This window comes from Acidobacteriota bacterium, from assembly GCA_034211275.1.
Lineage (GTDB): Bacteria > Acidobacteriota > Thermoanaerobaculia > Multivoradales > JAHZIX01 > JAGQSE01.
Window position 1 is genome coordinate 22,385 of record JAXHTF010000020.1, and the last position, 23,291, is coordinate 45,675.

The following is a 23,291-nucleotide window of genomic DNA, read 5'->3' on the forward strand; positions in this document are numbered from 1 at the left end:
GATGATCCTATTTTCCCCCAGCCCTTGTGCTACGCACGCCGGGCGTCAAGGTTTGGCTTGGCAGCCTCCTGGACACCCGGCGATTCTTGAATACCGCCGCGCCCGCCAGCTCCAAAACAGCCGGCCAGCTCCAAAACAGCCGGCCAGCTCCAAAACAGCCTGCGATCCGCAGAACCGTCGCCGATCTATCAGACCTCTTCGGCTCAGCGGCCGGCGGCAGCCTTGGCTTCTGTCTCGGCGGGCGCCTTCTTGCCCGCGCCCTCTTCGATGGCGAAGAGCTCTTTGCGGCTGAGGATGTAGAGCACCCCGTCCTTGGCGATGGGGGTGGTGTAGACGGCGCTGCCCATGTTGACCTCGGAGAGCACTTCCATCTCCTTGCCGGTCTTGAGCACCACCACGTCACCGTCCTCGTCCCCCAGGTAGACCTTGCCGTCGGCGACGTAGGGGGAGCCCCAGACGGCGGCGAAGGTGTCGTACTTCCAATGCTCCTTGCCGGTGTCGATGTCGAGGGCGTAGAGGAAGCCGGTGAGGTCCGAGACGTAGACGATGTCGTCCTCGATGGCCACCGTCGACATGGAGCGGTGGAAATCCTCCCCGCCGCGGTGCCAGATCACACCCTTCTCGGTGATGTCCCCCTCCAGGGTGCCGTCGAGGGCGTAGAGGTGGCCGAGGCCTTCGCCGTGCTCCGGATCCTGGCCGACGGAGATGTAGACCCGGTCGTTGTGGATCACCGGCATGGCGATGATGTTGTTGCGGGTTCCGGCGCCGCCCAGCCGCCACTCCGAATCCTTGGGATTGCAGTCGAACTTCCAGATCAGCTCGCCGCTCTTGGGATCGAAGGAGTAGAGCCAGCCGTCACCGCCGGGGAAGACCACCTGGGCCTTGCCCCCCATGACCCCGTAGGCGGGATTGGACCAGCTGCCGTGGAGAATCTTCTCCCCGGGGGTGGCGTCCTCCCACAGGACCTTGCCGGTCTTGGCGTCCACCGCCAGGAAGCTCGGCGCGAAGGGAGACGGAACGTTGATGTGTCCTTCGTCGACGCCGTTGCCGGTGACGGTGAAGAGCACTCCGTCCACCACGATGGGCGAGCCGGCGGCGAGGTTGTGGGGGAAGACGTCGAGTTCGTTGATCATGTCCAACTGCCACTCGATGTCGCCGTGGTCGGTGGTCTTCTTGCGCTCCTCGGTGAACGGGCCGTCGTTCTCTTCGTCGGCGAAGCCGCGGGCGTCGGCACGCACGATCTCGGCGCGGTTGGAAACGTAGTAAACGTCCTCACCGTCGACGTAGGGAGTCGAGCAGATGCCCTGCAGCGGCCAATCGTTGACCCGGCCGGCGACCAGCTTGTCGTGCACCAGCTGCCATAGGAAAGTGCCCTTCTCGGCGTCGAAGGCCATGAGAACGCCCTTGTCGCCGGTGATGGAGGGATCCCGCGGAGCCTCGTTGTTGGTGCCCACGTAGACCCGCCCCTCGGCGACCACCGGACCAGCGTAGCTCTGGGAACCCACTTCCTGGGACCATTTGATGTTGGCGCCGCTGTGGGGATCCCAGGAGGTGGGCAGCCCGCGGGCCTGGTCCGCCATGTTGCGGCTCGGGGTGTTGCCGAGCATGGCGGTGTCCGCGGCCCCGGCGTCGAAAGTGACGGCGCCGGTCCCCAGCAGGAGGAGCGGAGCCAGGACGGAAAGGACGATCGCGCGAGTTCGGTTCATGAGTTCTCCGCTCTGGTGTTCTGCACTCGAAATTTCTGGGCTCAAGGGTTTTCGACCACGGTGACATTGTCGAAGAAGAGGTTGACCGGCGAGTAGCCGAACAGCCCCGGGCTGCCACTGGTCACCGGCAGCGGATCCTCGGCGGTGAGGGTCCACTCCTCCGGCTCCGGCTCGCCTTTCTTCCACACCTTACCTCGGATCACCGCTTTGTCCCCTTCCTGGGCAACCTGCATCTTGAGGGTGTACCAGGTGTCCATATCCCAGGCGAAATCGGTACGCTCTTCGACCCGCAGCTCGGCGTCCCAGGTGCGCAGCACCAGCCGTTGGTGGTTGCCCTGGAGGTCCATGGTGTAGCCGCTGTTGATCAGCCCCACGTCGGGACGCCGGCGCCCTTCCTGGGTGCCCATGGCATCGGTCTGGATGGTGTAGTTGTCGAGGTCCGAACGGCCGATGAGCATGTGATGGCGATGGATGCCGCGGTCTGACGGCGGCTTCATCAGCATCATCTCGCCGTCCCGCTCCACCACCTCGAATTTGCCCGAGCCGATCCAATAGGAACGCTTGCCGCCGGGCTCGAGGGAGTCGAAATTCTCCGCCAGCGGCAGGTCCCCGCCGATGCGCACTCGGGCGCTGGCGGTGAGACCGCCGAAGGTGGCCTGGACCTTCCCCGCCTGGCTGCCGGCGGCGGCATCGGGCTGGAAGGTGCCGTCGTCGGCGACCTTGCCCTGGAGCCCCGCCAGGGACCACTTCGCGTCCACTTCCTTGATCAACCGGCCCTTGGCGTCGAAGACCCGGGCGGTAAAGTCTTGGCTCTCACCGGGTCGCAGAATCAGCTCCGCCGGCACCACCTGCAACACCGCCGCTTCGGCGTCCGCCGGTGCCTTGGCGGGCCTGGGCGGCGCCGGAGCATCCTCGGCCTCGAAGGGGGCGTCCTTGTCCCCCAGGGCGAAGATGCCGTTCTCGGTGGTGAAGTAGATGCGGTCGTAGGCGATGGCCGGCGAGGAGTAGATCTCCGCGTAGCGCCCGCCGGGCATCTCGATGTGCTCCTCATCGAGCTTGGTGGCGCCGTCGGGGCCGACCTTGAGAATCACGAAGTTGCCGTTGACCTCGGTGACGTAGAGCTTGCCGTCGGCCCACACCGGCGAGCCCTTGCCGACGTTGCCGTAATTGCTCTCCCACAGAGCCTTGCCGTCGGCGGCGTTGAGGGCATGGATGTTGGCGGAGTTGTCCGCCACGTAGAGCACGCCTTCGTGCAGGGTCGGCGAAGCGTAGCCGGCGCCGATGGCGGCGCGCCACAGCTCGTGACTGCCGGTGATGTCCCCGCTGCCGGTGCCGTCGATGGCCACCACCCGGCCCATGGTGCCCTCGTCCACGTTCTCCTCGCTGTGGGCGGCGTAGACGCGGCTGCCGTCCACCACCACCGAGGCGTTGATGCCGCGCTTGCTGAGGTTGAAGCCCCAGACCTTCTCGCCGGTACCGGCCTTGACGGCGTAGATGCCGCCGTCGGCGTTGCCACCGATGATCAGCCGCTGGCCGTCGATCTCGGTGATCACCGGCGTCGAGTGCGTGTTGAGATCCGCCGGACCACCGCCGGGGGTGGAGACCCACTGCACCTCACCGGTGCGCTTGTCGAAGGAGAAGTAGCGGTGCCGCGGTGCGCCCTGGTCGCCCCAATTGCTGTTGATCACGCTGAGGATCAGCTGATCGCCGTCGATCAACGGCGTGTGGGTGCGGCCGCCGTAGCCGGAGAAGCGTCCCACGTCCTCCCCCAGGCGCCAGGACCACACGGTCTCGCCGTCCCGGTCGAGGGCCAGCAGCTTGCCGTCCACCGTGTGCACGTAGAGGTAGCCGGTCTCCGGATCTCCCGCCGGATTGCCCCAGCCCACCCGATTGAACGGCACGGTGGTGAGGAAGATGTTGAATCGCCGCTCCCACAGCAGCTCGCCGGTGCCGGCGTCCCAGCACGCCACCACCGCCTGGCGCTCCACGTCAGTGCCGCGGCGGCCGTTGGCGCACACCCGGCCGTCGAAGGCCACCGGCGTCGAGCGGCCGGTGAAGTCGGCCCGCCAGACCAGGTTCTCGCCCTCCAGATTCCAGCTGTCGATGAGGCCGGTCTGAGGCGACACGCCGGTGCCGTCAGGTCCCCGCCATTGAGCCCACTGCCCAGTTTCGGCCGGTTCGGATTCGGCCGGTTCGGATTCGGCGAAAGCTGGACCAGCGACCAGGCTCGAAGCCAGGGCCACCAGAGCCAAGACGAGCAGCGCCGGAATCGCCGGCGGCAGGTCGAGCCAGCGGAAGAATCTTGTATTCAGGGGAGAGAGTCGGTTGCGCATGGAGATCACCTCTTCCAATCGATCGGCGCCGGTGGGCGCTCTAGATGTGGATCAACAGCCTACTATGGGCGTCGTAGCTGAACAAGATACGGCAACCCCGCAGCCTAAATACGGCTCTCCAGGCGCAAAGTTGCCGCGAGCCCTAACCGTTGAGCTCCCGCAGCCGCTGGCGCAGCCCGGCGGCGGAGACTTCCAGGCGATCCACCATGGCCTCCAGGTCGCCGCCGCACTCTTGCCGGCAGGCTTCGATCTCCTCCCGGCTGAGCTCCGAAGCCTTGCGGATACTCGGGTGGCGGTCCACCAGCATGTAGAGGGACGAACGGGCCAGCCCCAGGGCCCGGGCGGTGGGTTTGAGCTTCCAGCGGTGGGCCTTGAGGGCCGCCACGAGCTCCTCGTCCCCAACGTCCGACGGCGAGCGATGACTCTTCGCCGCAGGCTCTCGGGGCACCTCTCGGGACTCCTCCCGGAGGTCCTCCCGGGAAGGAGGCCTCGGAGTGTCTTGAGCGCCCACCGAGCCCGCCGCGCCCGCGCCCTCCGACGAGGTCCGAGGCGGTGGCGAAAAACCTCGGGCGTTGCCGGAGCGCAGCATGCGCTCGACCTGCGGCCCCACCATCAGCCGGTCACCGCCACGGCTGCCGATGACCATCTGGCGCACCACATTGCGCAGCTGGCGCACGTTGCCCGGCCACCCCTGCATCGCCAGCCCCGCCACCAAGGACGCCGGCAGCCAGGGATCGCGGCCGCCCAGCTCCGCTTCCAGCCGATGCTCCTCCCCGACCTCCCGCAGCTCCCGGCGCAGGAAGTGGAAGAAGAGCCGGCCGAAGTCGTCCCGGCGCCGGCGCAGCGGCGGCAGGACGATCTCGAAGCCGCACAGACGGTGCAGCAGCGGCGCCTTGAAGCCTCCGGATTCGATGGCCGCTTCCAGGTCCGCATCGGTGGCGGCGAGCAGCCGGACGTTGACCTTCTGCGCCTGGGCGCTGCCTACCCGCTGGATTTCCCCGGTCTCCAGCACTCGCAGCAGAGCCACCTGGACCTCCGGCGGCGTCTCCCCCACTTCGTCGAGGAAGAGGGTGCCGGCCTCGGCGCGCTGGAAATAGCCGGCGCTGGGCTTCACCGAGCCGGTGAAGGCCCCCTTCACCGCTCCGAAGAGCTCGGAAGCCGCCAGGGAGGCGGGCACGGCACCGATGTTCACCGCTAAGTACGGTTCCCGGCGCCGCTGGCTGGCGTCGTGGATGGCCCGAGCCACCAGCTCCTTGCCGGTTCCGGTCTCCCCCCGCACCAGCACCGGGACGTCGAGATCCGCCACCCGCTGGATGTCCTGCCGCACCTGCATCATGGCGGAGCTCTCCCCCACCAGCGCGGGGTGTCGGGGAGGCGGGTCGTCCTCGGGCTGGTAGAGGTGCAGCACCAGCACTACCCGGCGCGCCAGCATCAAGATCACCCCAGACTCCAGCTGCGCCGGCGAAAGCTCGACCTGATGTTCCACCGGCACCCCGTCGATCTCCAGGGGCGTGCGGCTCTCGCCCTTCTCCAAGCGCAGCCAGCCGCCGGATTGGGGCAGCAGACGCAAGGGTGTGCGGCTGATGTAGAGGTCTTCCAGCGGTCGCTGGGGAGCGCGGCTAGGCTGGCCCGCCGGCTGGACGGAGGGTTGGCTGAAGAAGGGCTCCATGCGCGCCAGCCGCACCGAGCGCTGCGAGGACAGCGCCGACAACAGGCACCGCTCCCCTACCCGCGACGCCTGGGGATGGTAGAGCACCGTCAGCGCCGGTACCGGTGGACGGGATCGCCGTAAGCGCTCGCTGCCCCACTGCCCCGGCTCGACCAGGGAATGGGCCGTCCGCGTCTGACTGTCGTCGGCCATTTGGGCGATTCTATCAGCCCAGGGCACGCTCAACACGCTGCGCCTCTGCACCTTCAGGGCATAAGAAAATCCCCGGCGGTCAAGCCGGGGCGTCTGCCGTCGAGCATCGGGTGGTTGGTGGTCCGGGCGCCGATTCGCAAGGTTTCTGCGAGGGCGTTCGGGTCGATGTCGACCAAGTCTTGAAAATCGAGGACCGGGAGGGTTCGTCGTCCAGCCCGAGCCACCGTCGGCGAGCCCGCCCGGTCCTCTCGAGATCGCTGTTGTCGTTATCGCGATCACTTGTCTATAGAGCACGCTCCGTGCCAACCCTCCGCAAGGACCCACAAGTGATTGCAAACAGGAGACTTAGGATCCATTCGCACGACTTTTGGGTTCCGGACGTCCAGGATGCCGAAGGGGTGTCAGCAGGGGTGTCGGTGGGTGTCGGTGGGTGTCAGCAAGGGTCGGACAGTGTCAGGGGGTGTCAGCCGAGGCCCCAGCGGGGCGAGACTGGGCGTCGTCACCCCGGAGCCGGCGACAAGCCGGCGCTCCCTCCGTACTTGGATAGAGCTCTTGGAGAGGGTGGGGGTGTCGCCCCGTCAGGGCCGATATGCAGTAGCGAGGGGTTTCAACCCCTCGTGGGGGTCAGATTTGAAGACATTCCTGCGTCAGCGTCAGCCGCCGAAAATCACCCGCTCGGAGCGATAGAGGCGCATCGCCACCGCCAGCAGCGCCGCCGCCGCCAGCAGGGTCATGAGGGCCGAGACGGCAGTGTGGAAGAGGTCGATGGCCTCGCCGCGCATCAGCTGTTGGATCAGCAGCTGCTGGCCGAAGGTGGGGATCATCATCATCCACAGCTTGGCCTTCACCGGCAGGAAGACCAAGAAGAGCCCCGGCAGCGCCGGCACCAGCGGCAGCATGGAGAGATAGTTCTGCGCCTCCTTGAAGCTGCGGGTGAAGGTGGCGATGACCAGCTGGAGGGCCGCCGCCAGCAGCATCATGGGCACGGTGATGAGGAAGATGGTCCCCAAAGCACCGGCGCCGAGGGCGAAGCGGGCGCCGAGGAAATCTTCCAGCGGCAGATAATTGAGCGCCACGGCGAAACCCGCCAGGGTCTCGATCACCGCCACGGCGGTGAACACCAGGGTGGCGGCGTATTTGCCCAGGACGATCTGCCAGCGGGGCACCGGGTTGATCAGCAGCGGCTCCAGGGAGCGCCGCTCCCGCTCGCCGGCGGTGGTGTCGATGGCGAGGTACATGCCGCCGATGAAGATGGCGAAGATGATGAAGTACGGCGCCATGCCCAGCAAGCTGGCGCCGCGGCCCTGGGCGGTGGCGACGCTGCGCCGCACCACTTGCAGGGGCTCGATGACCTGAGGATCCACCCCCCGGGCCAGCAGCCGCAGATTGGCGATCTGGCGGCCGTAGCCGTCCAGGAGCCCCTGCGCCCGGCGAATATTGACCCCGGCGGTAGTCCGAGACTCGTCGAAGATCAGCGTCAACGGCGCCGGCCGGCCGGCCTCGAAGGCCTCGCCGAAGTCCGACCCCACCACCAACACCACCTCCAGATCCCCGGCCCGCACCGCGGCCTCCGGGTCCTCCGGCGGCGGCTGGATCTCCACCCGATGCTGCTCCAAGAACCCGATCAAGGATTCGGCGTGTTCCGCTCCCACCACCGGCAGCTCCAGCGGCTTCTCCGCCCGCTCGGTCATGGAATTGACCGTCACCCCCAGGAGCACCACCAGCAGCACCGGCCCGAGGAGCGGATAGAGCAAGGAGGCGAGGAGGGTGCGGCGATCCCGCACATTGTCCACCACCTCCTTGGTGGCGACGACCCATGCTGCCCGCCAACTCATTCCAAGCCCTCGGTGGTGCCCAGGGTGGCGACGAAGGCGTCCTCCAGGCTGCTCTCTCCGGTGGTCTCCAGCAGCTCGTCGGGAGTGCCCCGGCTCAACACCCGGCCTTCGCCGACGATGACGATGCGGTCACACAGCGCCGCCACCTCCTGCATCACGTGGCTGGAGAAGAGCACCGAGCGGCCGTCGTCCCGCAGCCGGCGAACGAAGTCCCGCATGGCCCGGGTGGCCATGACGTCGAGACCGCTGGTGGGTTCGTCCAGCAGCACGTTGCGGGGATCGTGGACCAGCGCCCGGGCGATGGCCACCTTCAGCTGCTGGCCGGTGGAAAAACCCTCGGTGCGGCGATCGATGATGTCCTGCATGTCGAGCCACCCCACCAAGCGCTCGATATTGGCCTCCAGGGCTTCTCCCTGAAGACCGTGGAGACGGCCGAAGTAGCGCACATTCTCCCGCGAGGTCAGCCGTGGATAGAGACCGCGCCCGTCCGCCGGCAACACTCCGATGCGCCGCCGCACTTCCAACGCCTGGCGCTGGGTGTCGAAGTCGTCGACGGTGGCCCGGCCCTCGTCCGGTTCCAGGGCGGTGTAGAGGATGCGTAGGGTGGTGGTCTTGCCGGCGCCGTTGGGTCCCAGCAGCCCGGTGATGGATCCCTCCGGCACCTGGAAGGAGACCCCCGCCAGGGCCTGCACCTCGCCGAAGCGCTTGGTCAGCCCGTCCACTGCGATCATGATCGATCCCCCACCGGCGTCACGGCCGCGGCCCCGAAAAATTGAGGAAGAAGGGAGCGGCTTCGATGGCCTCGACACACTCGGCGTCCACCGCCTCCAGCGATCCCGCCTCGATGAAGGCCTGCACCTGCTGGGGCAAGCACCCGCGCAGGATGACGTTGTGCCCCAGCCCCGGCGCCACCACCGTCAAGCTGTTGCTCAGGGTCTGCGCCGTGCGCTCGGCGAAGGCCGGCGGCGTCACCGGATCCGCCTCGCCGGAGAGTAGCAGCGAAGGTACGTCCGAACGCACCGCCGATCGCACCGTCGCCGGCAACTCGGCGTAGGGCCAGACGCTGCAGATCTCCTGCAGGCTGTCGAAGAAGCTCTCCCCCAGGTAGGTGCCCCGGCTCGCCTCCGCGGAGGCCTCGACGTCGACGAAGGGCACGTCCTCGGCGCAGGTCACGGAGTAGGACAGCCCGGCGCTGATCTGCGACCCCACGCCGTCGCCGACGGTGAGGGCCAAAGCCGCCAGCCGCCGCAGATCGTCGTTCTCCACCGCGTCGGTGATCAGCAACGGCACCAGTGCCGCGGTCTCCGGCGCGTAGGTGAGGAGGCGCAGGCCTCCCGCCAGGGTTTCCTCGTTGAAGGTCAGCTCCACCGACGCACCGGTGCGCGGATGATCCAGCCGCACCGGCCGGGGGTCTTCCGCCAGCGACGCCATCAAACCGTCGAGCTTCTGCTGCAGGTCGGGGAAGGCCTCGCCACAGGCCTCGTCGTCGGCACAGCGCTGGAAGATCAATTCCAGGGCGTTCTGAGCGTCCCGGGCCAGGGTTTCTCCCAGGGCCACGTCGTGGGGCACCACGCCGTCCAGCACCAGCGTGCGCACCCGCTGCGGGAAGAGGTCGGCATAGGCCAGCGCCAGGCGAGTGCCGTAGGAAACGCCGTAGAGATTCAGCTGGGGGTAGCCCAAAGCCTCTCGCAAGGCTTCCAGATCCCGAGCGGCGGCTTCGGTGGTGTATTGGCGCGGGTCGGCGTCCTGGCTCAACTCCTCCACGCACTCCTGAACCAGCGCCTTGAGCTCGTCGTCGTCCGGCATCTCCAGGCTCTCCTCCATCGCCAACCCCGGGCACTCCAGGGCATGGGAGGAGCCGGTGCCCCGCTGGTCCATGAGCAGAATCGGCCGGTCGTGGTTGAGGGGGCCGATGGCCGGCGACACCTGCAGATAGGTCTCCGTAGAAGCTTGCCCCGGACCGCCGGCGAGGAAGACCACCGCGTCCTCCTCCGCCGTCCGGCTCACCGCCGGCAACACGGCGAAGTACAGGTCCAGGATGCGTCCGTTCTCGACCGCGCGATTCTCCGGCACCTCCAGCGTGCCGCAGCGGGCGTCGAGGGTGGCGGGAGAACCCGGGGAGGTCAGCTGGCAGTCTTCCAGCTGGGCCTCCAGACTGGCTTCCGGGCTAGGGGAGGAATCTTCGCCATCGCCGGAGCCCTCCGTCGCCGGAGCCCCGCCGCAGGCCAGCATCAGCCCCAAGATCAACGCCAGCGCCAGGGGGCCGAGGGCCTTCCGGAGGCCAAGCCGTGGGAGCTCGTCACCGGCACCGATGGCGTTGCGAGAGCTGAAATTCGGATGGATCTTCATGATTCGGTCGCCCGTCGGCGGCGATGGTAACACTGTCAGTGGCGAGCAGGGCCGAGGCCTGAGTGGATTCAAACTAGCTCCGCCACCGCCTGAGCCCCGCCCCGGGATCAATCCCGGGGCTACCCAGGACACCGCCGGATGAATCCGGCTCCCAGAGCCTACTCACCTATAGCCTCCCCTCCGGAGCCAGCGAAGCTGGCGGCGTTTGAGTAGCCCGGGGATTGGATCCCCGGGCGGAGGTGCCGAGATCAACATCCTTTCCCACTACCCTCACCCTCTCCGTCATTCCTTTCGTCATTCCCGCGAACGCGGGGGTGACCAGCTTCCCAGTGCTCACGAGTAGGAAACACGAGCCCTCAGCTTCTTCCAGCCAGCGTCAGGTCCGAACACGCCCCAGGGAGACAGATCTTTGACCAGGTGCGTGAATTCTGCTAGAGATACTGGACGCCGGTCAGCCTTGTCAGGCTTGCCGAGGCAAGACTACTCGATTGAGTCAACCCGAAGAGGCCCAACCCAAACGGCCCGATCCCAAGAGGAGAATCTGACGCGATGAAACGGATGCGCCTGGCCTGGTCTACTACCGCCCTCACCCTGCTGGCTCTTTCCGTTGTGATGCTGGCAGCGCCAGCCGGAGCTGTCCCCGCAAACCTGCAGGACGGTTCTGAAACTCCCTCCTCCGAGGAGGCCTCGTCCGAAATGGCCACAACCGAACAGAAAGGTCCCATGAGCAACCTGCACGCAACCATCAAAACCGACAAGGGCGACATCCGCATCGCCCTCTTCCCCGACCAAGCCCCCCTCACCGTCGCCAACTTCGTCAACCTGGCGCAGCGCGGTTACTACGACGGCGTGGTCTTCCACCGCGTGGTGCCCAACTTCGTGATCCAGGGCGGCGATCCCACCGGCTCCGGCAGCGGCGGCCCGGGCTACCGCTTCCAGGACGAGTTCTCTCCGGAGCTCAAGCACGACGGCCCCGGCATCCTGTCCATGGCCAACGCCGGCCCCGGCACCAACGGCAGCCAGTTCTTCATCACCCACAACGCCACCCCGCACCTCGACGGCCGGCACTCGGTCTTCGGCAAGGTGGAGAGCGGCCAGGACGTGGTGGACGCCATCCGCCAGGGCGACAAGATGGTCAAGGTCACCATCGAGGGCGAGACCGCGGAGCTGATGGAGAAGAATCAGGAACAGCTCGCCGAGTGGAACAAGATCCTCGACAAGAAATACCCCGCCAAGAACTGATTCGCTAGCGGCTGCCGGCTCCTGTCGCTCCGCGTCCGCGGGCGAGGGAGCCGGCACCTGCTCCGCCTCCTCTCCCTCAGCCCTGCCTCTCCCTCAAGTCTCAGTCCGCAGCAGATCCGCGTAGAGATTCCGGTAGAGCTCGTCGCCGTGAAGCGCGAAGGCCTCGAAGTAGGCCGTGTACCACTGCACCAACGAGGCTCCCGCGTCGAGGGAACGCCGCACGTCCTGGGCGTCCTCCACGCCACCGGTACGCACGATGTGGAATTCCCGCCCCAGGCCACAGCGCTCTCGGTGCTCCGCCGCCGCCGACACCAGCCGCAGAGAAGCCTCCTTCAACGGCCGGCCGCTGACGCCGCCGCCGAAATGATGAGTGAAGTAGCGGTAGAGGGCCTGCTCCTCCGGCGCGATGTGCTGGCGGTGGGCGGCATAGTCGGTGGAGGTATTGCCGAAGTTGACGCCGTCGTAGCCGTGCTCGAAGAGCAGATCCAGGACCCGCGGCACCAGCGCCGGCGCCAGATCGCAGGAGAGCTTCACCACCACCGGCGGCTGTCCGGATCCTGCGGGGAAATGCTCTCGAAGCCTCGCCAGGCGCCGCCCCATCGCCCCGAGATTCCCGTCGCCGGCCTCCACCGCTTCGGTGTTGGGGCAGCTCTCGTTGACTTCCAGGAAGTCCACCGCGGCTTCGGCATAGGCCTTCATCCCCCGCGCCAAGGCTTCCAGCGCCGGTGCTTCGTCGAGCTCCGGCGGCGCTCCCAGGCTCGCCCCCACGGGGCATCCCGGTCGCCGGTCCAAACCCTTCAGCAGCCGCGCTACGGCGAGATCGCCGGGGTTGGGCAAGCCGAGCCAGTTGGAAGCGGCACCGGAGCGCGGGTAGGGAGCGAAGGGCCGCCGATGGTGCCCCTTGCGGTTGCCGCCCCGGGGCAGGGCGGTGGTGGTGCCGGCGAGGAAGAAGCCCGCTCCCTGCCCCGCCACCACCTCATACCCCTGGCCATCCTTGAACATCCCGGCGGCGTTGCCCAGGGGCGACGGGAAGGTCACTCCCCAAAGCTCGGTGGCAAGCTGGGCAGGAGTCTGCCCGTAGGGCTCCGGGATCTGCGGCGGCCGGCGGCGCACGAAGGCGGAGAGGAAGCGCTCCCGGCCGCGGGAATAGAGGTCCACCGCCAGCGGCGTCGGCAGCCGCACCAGGAGCGGCCGCAGATGGTGTTCGAGGCGCGCCAGAGTCTTGGTTCCGAGCATTGAAAAAGTGCCTCCCGGCGGGACTCTACCAGCCTCCGAAAGTCCCGCCCTGGAGAGAGCAGATGCTGCTACTCTTGACCACTCCATGAGCCGCCACTCCACCCACCGCATCTGGCGCCCCCTCGCCATCGCCTTCTTCCTCACCACCGTCGCCGCCGGAGCGCTGTTGTTCTGGTGGATTCGCCAGCCGGAGGCGCCGACGGTGGAAGTACGCCATGAGCCTCTGCCCCGGCCGGTGCCCGTCGAGGCGGAACCGGTGCTGCGCCTCGAGGCGGCGAGCTTCGAGCAGCTCCCGGGGTGGCGGGAGGACCCCGCCGCGGAGGCCCTGCCGGCCCTTCGAGCCTCCTGCCGCCGGCTGCTGCGACTGCCCGCCCCTCGGCCCCTGGGCCCCGACGGCGTCGCCGGCACCGCCGGAGATTGGCGGCCGTTCTGCAGCGCCGTCGGAAGGATCGGCGCCGGGGATCACTCAGCCCTCCGCGCCCTGGTGGAACAACGCCTGCGCCCTTGGTCCACAGCTGACGGGTCCGCAGCAGACGGGTCCGCAGCTGACGGGTCCACAGCCGGCGGCGCGGGGCCGGAGAGCCGCCAGGGCCTGTTCACCGGCTATTACGAGCCCACGCTGCGCGGCAGCCGCCGGCGCCAGGGCGCCTACACCGTGCCCCTCTACCGCCGCCCCAACGACATGTTGAGCATCGACCTCGGCAGCTTCCGGGAGGAATTCGCCGGCCGGCGGCTCACCGGACGGCTGGAAGGGCGCAAGGTGGTGCCCTTCCACGACCGCCAAGAGATCGATGCCGGAGCCCTCGGCGGCCGGGGGTTGGAGCTGGCGTGGGTGGACGACCCGGTGGCGGCCTTCTTCCTCCACATCCAGGGGTCCGGCCGGGTGGAGCTGGCGGAGGGGGGCGTGATGCGGGTGGGCTACGCCGGCCAGAACGGTCACCCCTACTACGCCATCGGTCGTGAGTTGGTGGCCCGGGGAGAGCTGGCGGTGGAGGAGGTCTCGCTGCAATCCATCCGCGCCTGGCTCCACGACAACCCCCGGGAAGCGCGGCAGGTGCTGCACACCAACCCCTCCTACATCTTCTTCCGCGAGCTCAAAGGCCCCGGCCCCCTGGGTAGCGAGGGCACCGCCCTGACCCCCGGCCGATCCCTGGCGGTGGACCGCAGCTTCCACGCCATGGGGGTTCCCATGTGGCTCGATTCCACCTATCCCCAGGGCGCACCCACCTCCACCTCGGCCACCCCTGCGGCTCCGCAGGCCGAGGAGGAGTCCGAGCCCTCAGGACCGCCCCTCCAGCGCCTGCTGGTCGCCCAGGACACCGGCGGCGCCATCCATGGCCCGGTGCGCGGCGACGTCTTCTGGGGCCCCGGCGCCGAAGCCGAAGAGATCGCCGGCCGCATGCGCCAGCAGGGGCGCCTGTGGGTGCTGCTCCCCCGCTCCGTCACGCCGCCGGCGGAGGTGCCGGTGCCTGCTACAGAGGCAGAGAACGGAGCCCGGTAGGGTTTTGGTCAGTTGTTCGGTGGTCGTATAGGGAAGAACCCTCACCCCCTCGATCCCCCTCTCCCAGCCCCCCAACCCACCACCCGGTAGAGGGGGAAGCTCATCGAGCAGCACCGTGCCGAGCCTGAGCGATTCGAGCCGCAGCGGGACGAACATTACCGAGCCGAGCTTTATAGGGATGGGCGGGGGCGTCCCTCTCCCGGTCGGGGGGCGGGAGGACTGGGAGAGGGAATGAGGGTGAGGGCTCTGAAAATCCCAGCCATGAAGATCCAGCCATAGGCCTGAGCCCCAACTCCAACGCGTGCTAGAGTTTCCCCGTACCTCGAAACTGAAACACCAGCACCATTTAGCAGCCCGTGGTAAAAGTCAGACGCCAGCGAGAGCGAGGAATTTTTCGTCGAATCAAGGCCGGAAAACCGCAGGCGATGCTGGTATCGGCGAGGTTTTCGAACGAAGATTCGGCGAAAAAGGGCCGCTCGTAGCGCGGCTCGACTTTTACCACGGGCTGTTAGCTCGTCGTTCTCCATCAGATGCCGCCCGAGGAGGACCCTATGCCCCTGAATCTCAGCGACCGCCAGAAGAACGCCATCGGCACTGCCCTCACCCTGCTCGCCGCGGCGGTGATCATCGCTTCCATCGGGCTGCTCTTCTGGGCCATCGGCGCCTTCTTCCAGCGCTTCTCCAATGTCTTCCTGCCGCTGGCGGTGGCGGCGGTGGCGGCGCTGGTGTTCAATCCCTACTTCGAATGGCTGCGCCGGCGGCTACACATGCCCACGGCGGTGGCGGTGGCGGTGGTCTTTCTGTCCGCGCTGATTCCGCTGACGGCGTTCTTCTGGTTTTTCGGCGCCCTGGCGGTGGAGCAGATCACCGAGCTGGTGAAGCAGGTCCCGGCGTGGTGGGAGAACGTCCGCGCCGAGATCCAACGACGGTTGCCGGAGATCCAGGACTTCTTCCAGAACAACCCCTGGGGACAGCGCATTCAAAGCGCGGTGCAGAACCAACAGGAGGCCATGCTCCAGGGCCTGAGCGAGGTGAGCAGCCGCGCCGCAGACTTCGGCGCCTTTGTGATGCGCAGTATCGGCACCCTGCTGGCCTGGGCGGTGCTGCCGGTCTACTTCGCCTTCTTTCTCATCGCCGAAATGCAAAAGCCGCGCAATCCGGAGGCCTTGCTGCCCTTCCTCAAGCAGGAGACCCGCCGCGACGTCATCTACCTGGTGCGGGAGTTCGTCAACATCATCGTCGCCTTCTTCCGCGGCCAGCTGCTGGTGGCCACCTTCCAGGGCCTGCTCTTCGCCGCCGGCTTCTCCATCGTGGGGCTCAAATACGGCTTCGTCCTGGGGCTGGTGCTGGGCTTCTTGAACATCATCCCGTACCTGGGCAGCATCGTCGGTCTGGGAGTGGCGCTACCCTTGGCGTATTTCCAGGACGACGGCGGATTGCTCAAAGTGGGGCTGGTACTTCTGGTCTTCACCATCGTGCAGATGATCGAGGGCTACATCCTGACTCCCAAGATCATGGGCGACCGCACCGGTCTGCATCCGGTGGCCATCATCGTGGCGGTGTTCTTCTGGGGCTCAGCCCTGGGCGGCATCTCGGGCATGATCCTGGCCATCCCCCTCACCGCTTTCCTGGTGGTCTTCTGGCGCCTGGCGCGGGAGAAGTACATCCAGGAAATGCTCTGATCTAGCGCTGCAACAAAACAGCCCCGCTACCATCGGGCAGCGGGGCCGCAATGCTCTACTCGCGGGATGAGCCGAGCTCCGTCGGCTCATCCGGGGAGCTCAAATACCGCCACAGACGAGGCCCAGACGGCCTCTGCTGCAAATACCGTCCGCCAATCCACCGTGAAGCCCACAGGCCTGCTCGCCGGCCTGGCAGCACTCGCCGAAGGTCTCGTCGGGACAGAAGTAGCCGAAGCCGTAGCCGTCCTCGCATAGGAAGTCACACACGATCTCGTCGGCCTCCTGGGCGTTCCCCGCAGAGGTCGAGGGACCGTCCCCCGGGGCCTTGGCCTGCACCGCCGGTGGCGCCAGGACCAGCATCAACGCCGCCGCCCCCACCACCACTAAAGCCAGAGCTAAATAGAGCTTCCGCACACTGCACCTCCTTGAAGATGGGACTGAATAGATACCAACTCCGGAGGCCGCCACCGAGCCTCTCTGGGAGGCCCGACGGGGGCCAATCCGAAAGCTAGGAGCTCAGATGCCGTCGCAGGTGTAGTTGACGCTGCCCTGCCAGCAGGAGCCCTCGTCGACGCCACCGTGGTAGGACCAGCAGGCGTCCTCACCAATCTGGCAACAATCCGGGAAGCTGCCCAGCTTGCAGATGTAGGCGAGACCGGTGCCGTCGTCACAGGTGATGGCGCAGAAGATCCCCGCCTCCTGGGCGCCGCCGGCACTGCCGGAGATCGAGCCCTGGGCGATGGGTTCCTGGGAGGCTGCTTGCTGGGAAAGAGATTGCTGAGAAGCGGGGCTGTCAGGGGTCGCAGCGGCGGATTGGGCTGCCGCTCCTTCCGCCGCCATCACCGACATGGATCCGGCCACCAACGTCAACACGGCCAGGGCATAGAAGAGCTTCTTCATCGTAGTCCTCCTCCTCGTTCGAGGGTCCAAAGAAGGGCCACGCCAATGCACCCGAAGCCGGAGCGGTCACGCCCAAAGCCAAGAGGGGCCGCGAGGCCCTGATATCTCCCGCAAAGCAGAGATAAAGAATAGTTACTAAGGACACTATACCTATTTAGAGCAAGTTGCAATTTCGCTCTCGCATCATAACGACACGCGGTGATGAGCCCTGGAAAATGAGACGTCCGCCGAATGCTTTGCGCTGGAACTAAGAGAAGGAGAAACTCAGTGCGAGCCCCGCCCCTGGATCGCGATCACTGGTCCCGACGAGGAGAGTCCCCATGGATCTGGCCTATTTCATCACCACTCTGGGATTGATTCCCTACTTCACCTCCCGGGCCTTCATCCCCCTCTTCGCCACCGCCCTCACCGCCCGCTTCGGTCCGGACATGGGCTTTCTGGCCCAGGACGTGATGGGGATTCAGCTGCTCGAAGCGGTGCCCGCCTGGACCACCTCCAACACGGTGCTGTGGATCCTCGGCGGCTTCACCGTCCTCGAGATCCTGCTCAACAAGAACCCCGATCTGCGGGAGCTGCTCTCCCTCACCGACAGCCAGCTCAAGGGCCTGGCGGCCCTCAGCCTGTGCCTGGTGCTGGCCTCCGCGGAGCCGTCCCAGCTGGCGGCGCCGCTGGCCCAGGCGGGTCTCTTGGGCGACCTCTCCTTCGCCCACTTCTGGGCCCTCAGCGCCGGTGCCACAGTCTGGTTCTTGGCCACCCTGCGCAACGCCATCTACGGCTTCCTGATGGAGATGGACGAGGACGACGACCTGGGGCTTCAGAAACTCCTGAGCTGGATGGAGGACGGCATCGGCTTCGTCGGCGTGCTCTTCGTGGTGATCCTGCCCATGGCGGCGCTGGCGGTGACCGGCGTCACGGTGCTGGGGCTCTATCTACTGCGCAAATATCTCGAGCATCGGGAGGAGAAGCAGAAGGTCCCCTGCCCCACTTGCGCCAGCCCCAACTCTCCCTGCGGCATCCACTGCGCGCAGTGCAACCAGCCCCGGACCGAGGTCCGGCAAGTGGGCTGGATGGGGACGGTGCGCCAAGCCGTGGCGACGGATCTGGAAGCCCACCGATTCCAGCTGCGGGCGCAGAAGCGTTGCCATCATTGCGGAGAGCGGCTGCGGGGGCGGCAGCTGGATCTCCAATGCCAGCTATGCCACAGCCCGTGCTTCGCCCACCGCGGCGAGCTGGAAGCCTACGTGCAATGCCTCCAGGGCACGCTGCCGCGGGCGCTGCTGATCCTGCTGGTCCTGGGGGCTATCCCGCTGGTAGGCCTGATCCCGGGGATCCTCTACTATCGGCTGTCGCTGATCTCCAGCCTACGACGCTATCTGCCCCGCTCCACCCGCTTCTTCAGCCGCTGGCTGGTGCGGGGCATCAATCTGGTGCTCATCTGCCTGCAGCCGGTGCCCTTCTTCGGTGCCTTCACCCTGCCGCTGCTCTGCCTGTCGAATTTCTGGATCTACCGCCACTTCCTGCTGCGGGAAGGGCAGGCGAAACTATCGCTGGAGGCTGCCGCTTCCGAGAGCTGAGGAAGCGGCGAAAGCAGGCTGCCGAGACGGGCACCGGATCGTTGCGATGGTGGGCTGGCGCCCACCCTACTCGCTCAGATCCAAAACTCGGGTGGTGACTGCAGCGAGTCGTGAAATCGGCTACTGAACCTGCTCTTTGGTCTTGCGGAAGCGAATGGCGGGGTTGTCGTCCACCGTGGTGGTGAGATGCCAGTCGTTGCGCGCCAAGAAGACCGGGTGCCCGTTGTGGTCCTCCGCCAGGGCCGCCTGATTCTTGTCGGTGAAGGCCTTGAGGGTGCGGGGGTCGTCGGCCTCCACCCAGCGGGCGGCGTAGACGGCGGTGGAGGTGAACTGGACCTCCAGGTCGTATTCGGTGCGGATGCGGTCCGCCAACACGTCGAATTGCAGGGCGCCGGCGACGCCGACGATCCACTCGCCGCCGAGGCGGGTCTTGAAGGCCTGGGCGGCTCCCTCCTCCGCCAGCTGGGTGAGGGCGCGGCCCAGGTGCTTGGCCCGCAGGGGATCCAGCGGCCGCACTTTGCGCAGAAACTCCGGCGCAAAGCTGGGGATACCGGTGAAGCGCAGCTCCTCGCCCTCGGTGAGGGAGTCACCGATGCGCAGGGTGCCGTGGTTGGGAATGCCGATGATGTCGCCGGCGTAGGCTTCCTCCGCCAGCTCCCGATCCCGCGCCAGGAAGAGCACCGGGTTGTGCAGCTTGATCTGCTTGCCGCTGCGGGTGTGCTGGACCTTCATGCCGCGCTCGAAACGACCGGAGCATAGGCGCAGGAAGGCGATGCGGTCCCGGTGCTTGGGGTCCATATTCGCCTGGATTTTGAATACGAAACCGGTGAGGGCCTTCTCCAGCGGATCCACTTCCCGCTCCGCTGCCGGCTGCGGCCGCGGCGGCGGAGCCCAGTTCACCAGGCCGTCGAGGAGCTCCCGGACGCCGAAGTTCTGGATCGCGCTGCCGAAGAAGACGGGGGTGAGGTTGCCCTCCCGATAGGCCTGGAGATCGAAGCTGGGACACAGCCCCCGCACCATCTCGACCTCCTCCCGCAGCTCCGCCACCGCCGACTCCGGCAGCAGCTCGTCGAGCTTGGGATCGTCCAGCCCCTGGCATTCGGTGGCCGGCGCGGCGATCTCGCCCTTGCCCCGCTCCATCTTGAGCAGGCGATCGTGGATCAGGTCGTAGCAGCCCAGGAAGCGCTGCCCCATGCCGATGGGCCAATCCGCCGGCGCCACCTCCAGCTGCAGAGTGTCCTCGATCTCGTCCAGGAGCTCGAAGGGATCCTTGCACTCGCGATCGAGCTTGTTGATGAAGGTGATGATGGGCACGTCCCGCATGCGGCACACTTCGAAGAGCTTGCGGGTCTGGGTCTCGATACCCTTGGCACCATCGAGGACCATGACGGCGGAGTCGACGGCGGTGAGGGTGCGGTAGGTGTCCTCGCTGAAGTCCTCGTGACCGGGGGTGTCGAGGAGGTTGAAGGTGCAGCCGCGGTATTCGTAGGTCATCACCGAGGCGGTGACGGAGATGCCCCGCTCCTGCTCCACCTTCATCCAGTCGGAGCGCGCCCGCCGCCGCTCGCCCCGCGCCTTCACCGCTCCCGCCATCTGGATGGCTCCGCCGAAGAGCAGCAGCTTCTCCGTCAGGGTGGTCTTACCGGCGTCGGGGTGGGAAATGATGGCGAAGGTGCGCCGGGAATGAATCTCGTCTTCGAATTTGCTCATGGGGATCTCCGCGGGGCCACCGCTCCTGGAACCGGGGCGGAAGGACGGATCCTAGCAGATGTGAAGATTGAGTCGATGGGAATCCGATCTTGGCCGGACCTGTCATCGCCAGACTGGTCATCGCCAGACTGGTCATCGCCAGACCTTGGGCCGCAGCGAGACGGAGCGCTATGCTTCCAGGACTCTGAACCATCCGGCGCAGGACACCGTATCCCCATTGCGCACCTCGAAACCATCCCCCTCGGAGACCCGCACCATGAGCTCAGTCCCCTACCTAGCCCACGCCTTTCGCCGCCCGCTCCTCTTCGTCCTCTGTTGCGCCGCGGTGGCGGGGCTGATGGTGTTGGCTGCGAGCTCAGCAAATGCCCAGCCGCGGGCGGAGGATTTGACCACCGAGGGGGTAGACGTGCCGGCCTTCTATGCCTACGACCCGCCGTCGACGCTGGTGGTGCCGGAAACGCCCGTCACCCGGGCCAAGTACCCCTTCATCGACGTCCACAACCACCAGTCGCGGATGCCCGAGCAGGACCTCGGCGAGCTGGTGGCGGCCATGGACGAGCTCAATATGGAGGTGATGGTCAATCTCAGCGGGCGGGGATTCCGGCGCATCGAGCAGCCCGACGGTAGCTTTTCCTTCGGTTTCCAGGAGCCGGAGTACCTGGGTCGGGCGATCGAGAAGGCGCGGGAGGAGGCACCGGGGCGCTTCGTGGTCTTCACCAACGTCGACTTCAGCGGCGTCGGTTCCGAGGGCTGGGCGGAGGCGGCGGTGGCGCAGCTGGAGAAGGACGTAGCCGCCGGGGCCGCCGGGCTCAAGATCTACAAAGGGCTGGGGCTGACCACCGAGGATGTGGACGGAAAGCGCATCCCCACCGACGACCCGCGCCTCGACCCCATCTGGGCCAAATGCGGCGAGCTGGGGATTCCGGTGCTCATCCACACCGGCGAGCCGGCGCCCTTCTGGATGCCCAAGGACGACCAGAACGAGCGGCTGTTGGAGCTACTGGAGCGGCCCAATCGGTATCGCGACCCGGCGGTCTATCCGTCCTGGGAAGAGATCATGGGCGAGCAGCACAACCTCTTCCGCCGCCACCCCGAGACCGTCTTCATCAACGCCCACCTGGGGTGGCTGGGCAACGACCTGGCCAAGCTCGGCGAGCTGCTGGACGAGCTACCCAACGTCTACACGGAGATCGGCGCCGTCCTCGCCGAGCTCGGCCGCCAGCCGCGTTTCGCCCGTCAATTCCTCACGGAGTATCAGGACCGGGTGATGTTCGGAAAGGACAGCTGGAATCCCGAGGAGTACCACACCTACTTCCGGGTGCTGGAGACCGACGACGAGTATTTCCCCTACTACCGCCGGCGCCACGCCTTCTGGCGCATGTACGGCCTCGACCTGCCGGACGAGGTTCTCAAGAAGCTGTACTACAAGAATGCTCTGAAGGTGATCCCGGGCATCGACCCGGCGCCCTTCCCGGACTGAGCTGGCCCGGTCTCGCCAGGCCTGAGCTCGCCGGGCCTGAGCTCGCCAGCCATGCCTCGTCAGCGGCCGCTCTGGTCCGCCACCCGCTTCTTTAGCGACGGAGGCCCGGCACGCCGCCGTAGATCAGGGTCAAGGCCAGCCGGGCGACGATGAAGCCTCCTACGGTGGCGAAGAGCTCAGCCCAGCGGCCCTGGAGCATCAGCCACACCGCCGCCCCCAGCACCGGAAGGGCCCGGAGCATCCAGCTCATGGCGATGAGCAGCAGCGGCCGAGAGCTATCCGCCAGCAGGCGGACGGTCCACCACAGGCCGGCGTAGGCCAGAGCCGCGAGACCGGCACCGAGCAGTGCGAAGAGAGCGATGTCGATCATGAGGGGATGCAGGGCTCCATCGGAAGCAGCCGACTAGTAGGCAGCGGGCCCGTCGAGGAAGAGGCCACTTGCGGAACGAATCAGTCCCGGAAGTTGACGAATTCCAGCTCCAGGCCCACGTCCTGCCCCTTGGCATGCTGGATCACCGCCTGCAGGTCGTCCCGCTTCTTGCCGGTGACCCGTACCTGATCGTCCATGATCTGGGCCTGCACCTTGAGTTTGAGGCCCTTGATGGATTTCACAATGGCCTTGGCCTTGTCCATGGGGATGCCGCTCTGCAGGGTCAGCTTCTGCCGCACGGTGCTGTCCGCCGCGGGCTCCACCGCTCCGCTTTCCAGGTTGCGCACCGAAACACCTCGCCGCACCAGCTTGGACTTGAGCACGTCGAGGACGGCGCCGAGCTTGTACTCGTCGTCCCCCACCAGGGTGAAGGTTTGCTCTTTGTCCCAGTCGATGCTGCTCTTGCTGCCGCGGAAGTCGTAGCGCTGGGAAATCTCTTTGCGCGCCTGGTTGACCGCGTTGTCCACTTCCTGCAGGTCGTTCTGAACCACGATGTCGAAGGAGGGCATAGTCGCCTCGATTCCAATTGAGTCGATTTCAAGTCAAGGGGTCTGCTAACAACAGCGGCCCCGAGCGTCGCCCGTCGACCGGGCAACGTCCGAGGCCGCTGACGGGCAAAGACGGATCTCCGGCCTCAGCCGTGGTCCGCGGTACCTTCCTCGTCCATGGAGTCCGTTTCCATGGAATCGCCTTCCATGTCGTCCTCTTCGATCACCATCTCGCCCTCGCCGCCGCCGGTGGCGACGATGTTGAGCTTGATCACCACCTCGTCGCGGATCAGGTCGTCCTGACGGCCGGGGTACTCGATGCCGAAGTCGAAGCGCTTGATGAAGAACTCAGCCTGCGCGGTGACCTGGTCCTCGCTGACCTCGATGGTGGCCGGGAAGGTGATCTGCTTGGTGACCCCGTGGAGGGTCAGGTTGCCGGTGACCTCATACTCGCCGGCGGTGTCGCTGGGAACCACCTTGGTGCTGGTGAAGGTGGAGGTGGGGAAATTCTCGACGTCGAAGAAGTCGGCGCTCTTGAGGTGACCGGTGAGGTCCTCGTTGTCCGACCACAGGGAGGTGTTGTCGATGGTGACGTCGACGGTGGTGCCCTCGGGGGTTCCGTTGACCACCTCGACGGTGCCCTCGAACTGGTTGAAGCCGCCATCGTGGCTGCCGGTCACCTTGGAGCCGACCCACTCGATGGAAGAGGCTTCCTGGTCGATGAGATAGCCAGCGACGGTCTCGGTCTCCATCGCCATCTCTCTGCCTTCCTGGGCCGCCGGCTCCTCGACCTTCGCCTCGCTGGCGTTGTCGGCAGGGTTCGGGGCGCAGGCAACGGCCAGCAGCAAGAGCATGCAGGCCAACATCTGGAACGGATAAACAACTCGCTTCATGATTTTTTTCTCCTGTTCTCGAGGTCGCGCCCTCGCCTGGAAAGCGGGGCTGGATCTCATGAGCTGCGCAT

Annotated in this window: 18 protein-coding genes; 5 read left to right on the forward strand and 13 right to left on the reverse strand. The window is 66.6% G+C overall.

All coding sequences use genetic code 11. The annotated features are described in order from the left end of the window. Positions 1–203: 203 nt before the first annotated feature. The 6 genes from SX243_05580 to SX243_05605 all read right to left on the reverse strand — a co-directional run bounded on the left by SX243_05580 (position 204) and on the right by SX243_05605 (position 10,084). Positions 204–1,706, reverse strand: coding sequence for a PQQ-binding-like beta-propeller repeat protein (locus tag SX243_05580; protein ID MDY7092431.1), 1,503 nt, complete (start codon positions 1,704–1,706; stop codon positions 204–206). Between the two features lie 41 nt (positions 1,707–1,747). Continuing rightward, positions 1,748–4,039 carry a PQQ-binding-like beta-propeller repeat protein gene (locus SX243_05585; GenBank protein ID MDY7092432.1) on the reverse strand — a complete coding sequence of 764 codons (2,292 nt, stop codon included), beginning with the start codon at positions 4,037–4,039 and terminating at the stop codon, positions 1,748–1,750. A 142-nt stretch (positions 4,040–4,181) separates the two neighbouring features. Further along, positions 4,182–5,900 carry a sigma 54-interacting transcriptional regulator gene (locus SX243_05590; protein MDY7092433.1) on the reverse strand — a complete coding sequence of 573 codons (1,719 nt, stop codon included), beginning with the start codon at positions 5,898–5,900 and terminating at the stop codon, positions 4,182–4,184. A gap of 653 nt (positions 5,901–6,553) precedes the next feature. Further along, complete coding sequence (locus tag SX243_05595; protein ID MDY7092434.1) at positions 6,554–7,735, reverse strand: ABC transporter permease; 1,182 nt, start codon at positions 7,733–7,735, stop codon at positions 6,554–6,556. Next, positions 7,732–8,466, reverse strand: coding sequence for an ATP-binding cassette domain-containing protein (locus tag SX243_05600; GenBank protein MDY7092435.1), 735 nt, complete (start codon positions 8,464–8,466; stop codon positions 7,732–7,734). The genes SX243_05595 and SX243_05600 overlap by 4 nt, the downstream gene beginning before the upstream one ends. Positions 8,467–8,485: 19 nt before the next feature. Further along, positions 8,486–10,084: an alpha/beta hydrolase gene (locus SX243_05605; protein MDY7092436.1), complete on the reverse strand. Its 1,599-nt coding sequence runs from the start codon at positions 10,082–10,084 to the stop codon at positions 8,486–8,488. A 723-nt stretch (positions 10,085–10,807) separates the two neighbouring features. Here SX243_05605 and SX243_05610 point away from each other — a divergent pair. Next, positions 10,808–11,326, forward strand: a complete 519-nt coding sequence (locus tag SX243_05610) for a peptidylprolyl isomerase (protein MDY7092437.1) — start codon at positions 10,808–10,810, stop codon at positions 11,324–11,326. A gap of 93 nt (positions 11,327–11,419) precedes the next feature. Here SX243_05610 and SX243_05615 read toward each other — a convergent pair whose 3' ends face one another. Further along, positions 11,420–12,562: a hypothetical protein gene (locus SX243_05615; GenBank protein ID MDY7092438.1), complete on the reverse strand. Its 1,143-nt coding sequence runs from the start codon at positions 12,560–12,562 to the stop codon at positions 11,420–11,422. Positions 12,563–12,647: 85 nt separating this feature from the next. Between SX243_05615 and SX243_05620 the strand changes: the two genes are divergently transcribed. Together SX243_05620 and SX243_05625 are read left to right on the forward strand one after the other, a co-directional pair. Beyond that, positions 12,648–14,063 (forward strand): MltA domain-containing protein, encoded by a 1,416-nt coding sequence (locus SX243_05620; GenBank protein MDY7092439.1) that lies wholly within the window; start codon positions 12,648–12,650, stop codon positions 14,061–14,063. Between the two features lie 551 nt (positions 14,064–14,614). After that, on the forward strand, positions 14,615–15,745 hold the full coding sequence (locus SX243_05625; protein MDY7092440.1) for an AI-2E family transporter: 1,131 nt from the start codon (positions 14,615–14,617) through the stop codon (positions 15,743–15,745). Positions 15,746–15,844: 99 nt separating this feature from the next. Here SX243_05625 and SX243_05630 read toward each other — a convergent pair whose 3' ends face one another. Both SX243_05630 and SX243_05635 read right to left on the reverse strand, forming a co-directional pair. After that, positions 15,845–16,159, reverse strand: coding sequence for a hypothetical protein (locus tag SX243_05630; GenBank protein MDY7092441.1), 315 nt, complete (start codon positions 16,157–16,159; stop codon positions 15,845–15,847). A gap of 102 nt (positions 16,160–16,261) precedes the next feature. Beyond that, entirely contained in the window at positions 16,262–16,645 is a 384-nt protein-coding gene (locus SX243_05635) for a hypothetical protein (protein MDY7092442.1), read from the reverse strand. Positions 16,646–16,965: 320 nt separating this feature from the next. Here SX243_05635 and SX243_05640 point away from each other — a divergent pair, with 320 nt between their 5' ends. Further along, positions 16,966–18,219 (forward strand): hypothetical protein, encoded by a 1,254-nt coding sequence (locus tag SX243_05640; GenBank protein ID MDY7092443.1) that lies wholly within the window; start codon positions 16,966–16,968, stop codon positions 18,217–18,219. Positions 18,220–18,339: 120 nt separating this feature from the next. On the opposite strand, the gene SX243_05645 is transcribed toward SX243_05640, so the two are convergent. Beyond that, on the reverse strand, positions 18,340–19,929 hold the full coding sequence (locus SX243_05645; protein ID MDY7092444.1) for a peptide chain release factor 3: 1,590 nt from the start codon (positions 19,927–19,929) through the stop codon (positions 18,340–18,342). 256 nt (positions 19,930–20,185) lie between these two features. Between SX243_05645 and SX243_05650 the strand changes: the two genes are divergently transcribed. Then, on the forward strand, positions 20,186–21,409 hold the full coding sequence (locus SX243_05650; GenBank protein ID MDY7092445.1) for an amidohydrolase family protein: 1,224 nt from the start codon (positions 20,186–20,188) through the stop codon (positions 21,407–21,409). Between the two features lie 91 nt (positions 21,410–21,500). Here the strand turns inward: SX243_05650 and SX243_05655 are convergent, their stop codons facing one another. The 3 genes from SX243_05655 to SX243_05665 form a co-directional block, all read right to left on the reverse strand. Next, a complete protein-coding gene (locus SX243_05655) occupies positions 21,501–21,779 on the reverse strand; it encodes an ATP synthase subunit I (GenBank protein MDY7092446.1) in 279 nt (92 codons plus the stop codon). Between the two features lie 80 nt (positions 21,780–21,859). Continuing rightward, complete coding sequence (locus tag SX243_05660; GenBank protein MDY7092447.1) at positions 21,860–22,348, reverse strand: YajQ family cyclic di-GMP-binding protein; 489 nt, start codon at positions 22,346–22,348, stop codon at positions 21,860–21,862. A 125-nt stretch (positions 22,349–22,473) separates the two neighbouring features. Further along, complete coding sequence (locus SX243_05665; protein MDY7092448.1) at positions 22,474–23,220, reverse strand: YceI family protein; 747 nt, start codon at positions 23,218–23,220, stop codon at positions 22,474–22,476. Positions 23,221–23,291: the final 71 nt, after the last annotated feature.

Coding starts and splice junctions, on each gene's coding strand:
- SX243_05580 (MDY7092431.1), bottom strand. CDS start 1,706: ATGAACCGAACTCGCGCGATCGTCCTTTCCGTCCTGGCTCCGCTCCTC.
- SX243_05585 (MDY7092432.1), bottom strand. CDS start 4,039: ATGCGCAACCGACTCTCTCCCCTGAATACAAGATTCTTCCGCTGGCTC.
- SX243_05590 (MDY7092433.1), bottom strand. CDS start 5,900: ATGGCCGACGACAGTCAGACGCGGACGGCCCATTCCCTGGTCGAGCCG.
- SX243_05595 (MDY7092434.1), bottom strand. CDS start 7,735: ATGAGTTGGCGGGCAGCATGGGTCGTCGCCACCAAGGAGGTGGTGGAC.
- SX243_05600 (MDY7092435.1), bottom strand. CDS start 8,466: ATGATCGCAGTGGACGGGCTGACCAAGCGCTTCGGCGAGGTGCAGGCC.
- SX243_05605 (MDY7092436.1), bottom strand. CDS start 10,084: ATGAAGATCCATCCGAATTTCAGCTCTCGCAACGCCATCGGTGCCGGT.
- SX243_05610 (MDY7092437.1), top strand. CDS start 10,808: ATGAGCAACCTGCACGCAACCATCAAAACCGACAAGGGCGACATCCGC.
- SX243_05615 (MDY7092438.1), bottom strand. CDS start 12,562: ATGCTCGGAACCAAGACTCTGGCGCGCCTCGAACACCATCTGCGGCCG.
- SX243_05620 (MDY7092439.1), top strand. CDS start 12,648: ATGAGCCGCCACTCCACCCACCGCATCTGGCGCCCCCTCGCCATCGCC.
- SX243_05625 (MDY7092440.1), top strand. CDS start 14,615: ATGCCCCTGAATCTCAGCGACCGCCAGAAGAACGCCATCGGCACTGCC.
- SX243_05635 (MDY7092442.1), bottom strand. CDS start 16,645: ATGAAGAAGCTCTTCTATGCCCTGGCCGTGTTGACGTTGGTGGCCGGA.
- SX243_05640 (MDY7092443.1), top strand. CDS start 16,966: ATGGATCTGGCCTATTTCATCACCACTCTGGGATTGATTCCCTACTTC.
- SX243_05645 (MDY7092444.1), bottom strand. CDS start 19,929: ATGAGCAAATTCGAAGACGAGATTCATTCCCGGCGCACCTTCGCCATC.
- SX243_05650 (MDY7092445.1), top strand. CDS start 20,186: ATGAGCTCAGTCCCCTACCTAGCCCACGCCTTTCGCCGCCCGCTCCTC.
- SX243_05655 (MDY7092446.1), bottom strand. CDS start 21,779: ATGATCGACATCGCTCTCTTCGCACTGCTCGGTGCCGGTCTCGCGGCT.
- SX243_05660 (MDY7092447.1), bottom strand. CDS start 22,348: ATGCCCTCCTTCGACATCGTGGTTCAGAACGACCTGCAGGAAGTGGAC.
- SX243_05665 (MDY7092448.1), bottom strand. CDS start 23,220: ATGAAGCGAGTTGTTTATCCGTTCCAGATGTTGGCCTGCATGCTCTTG.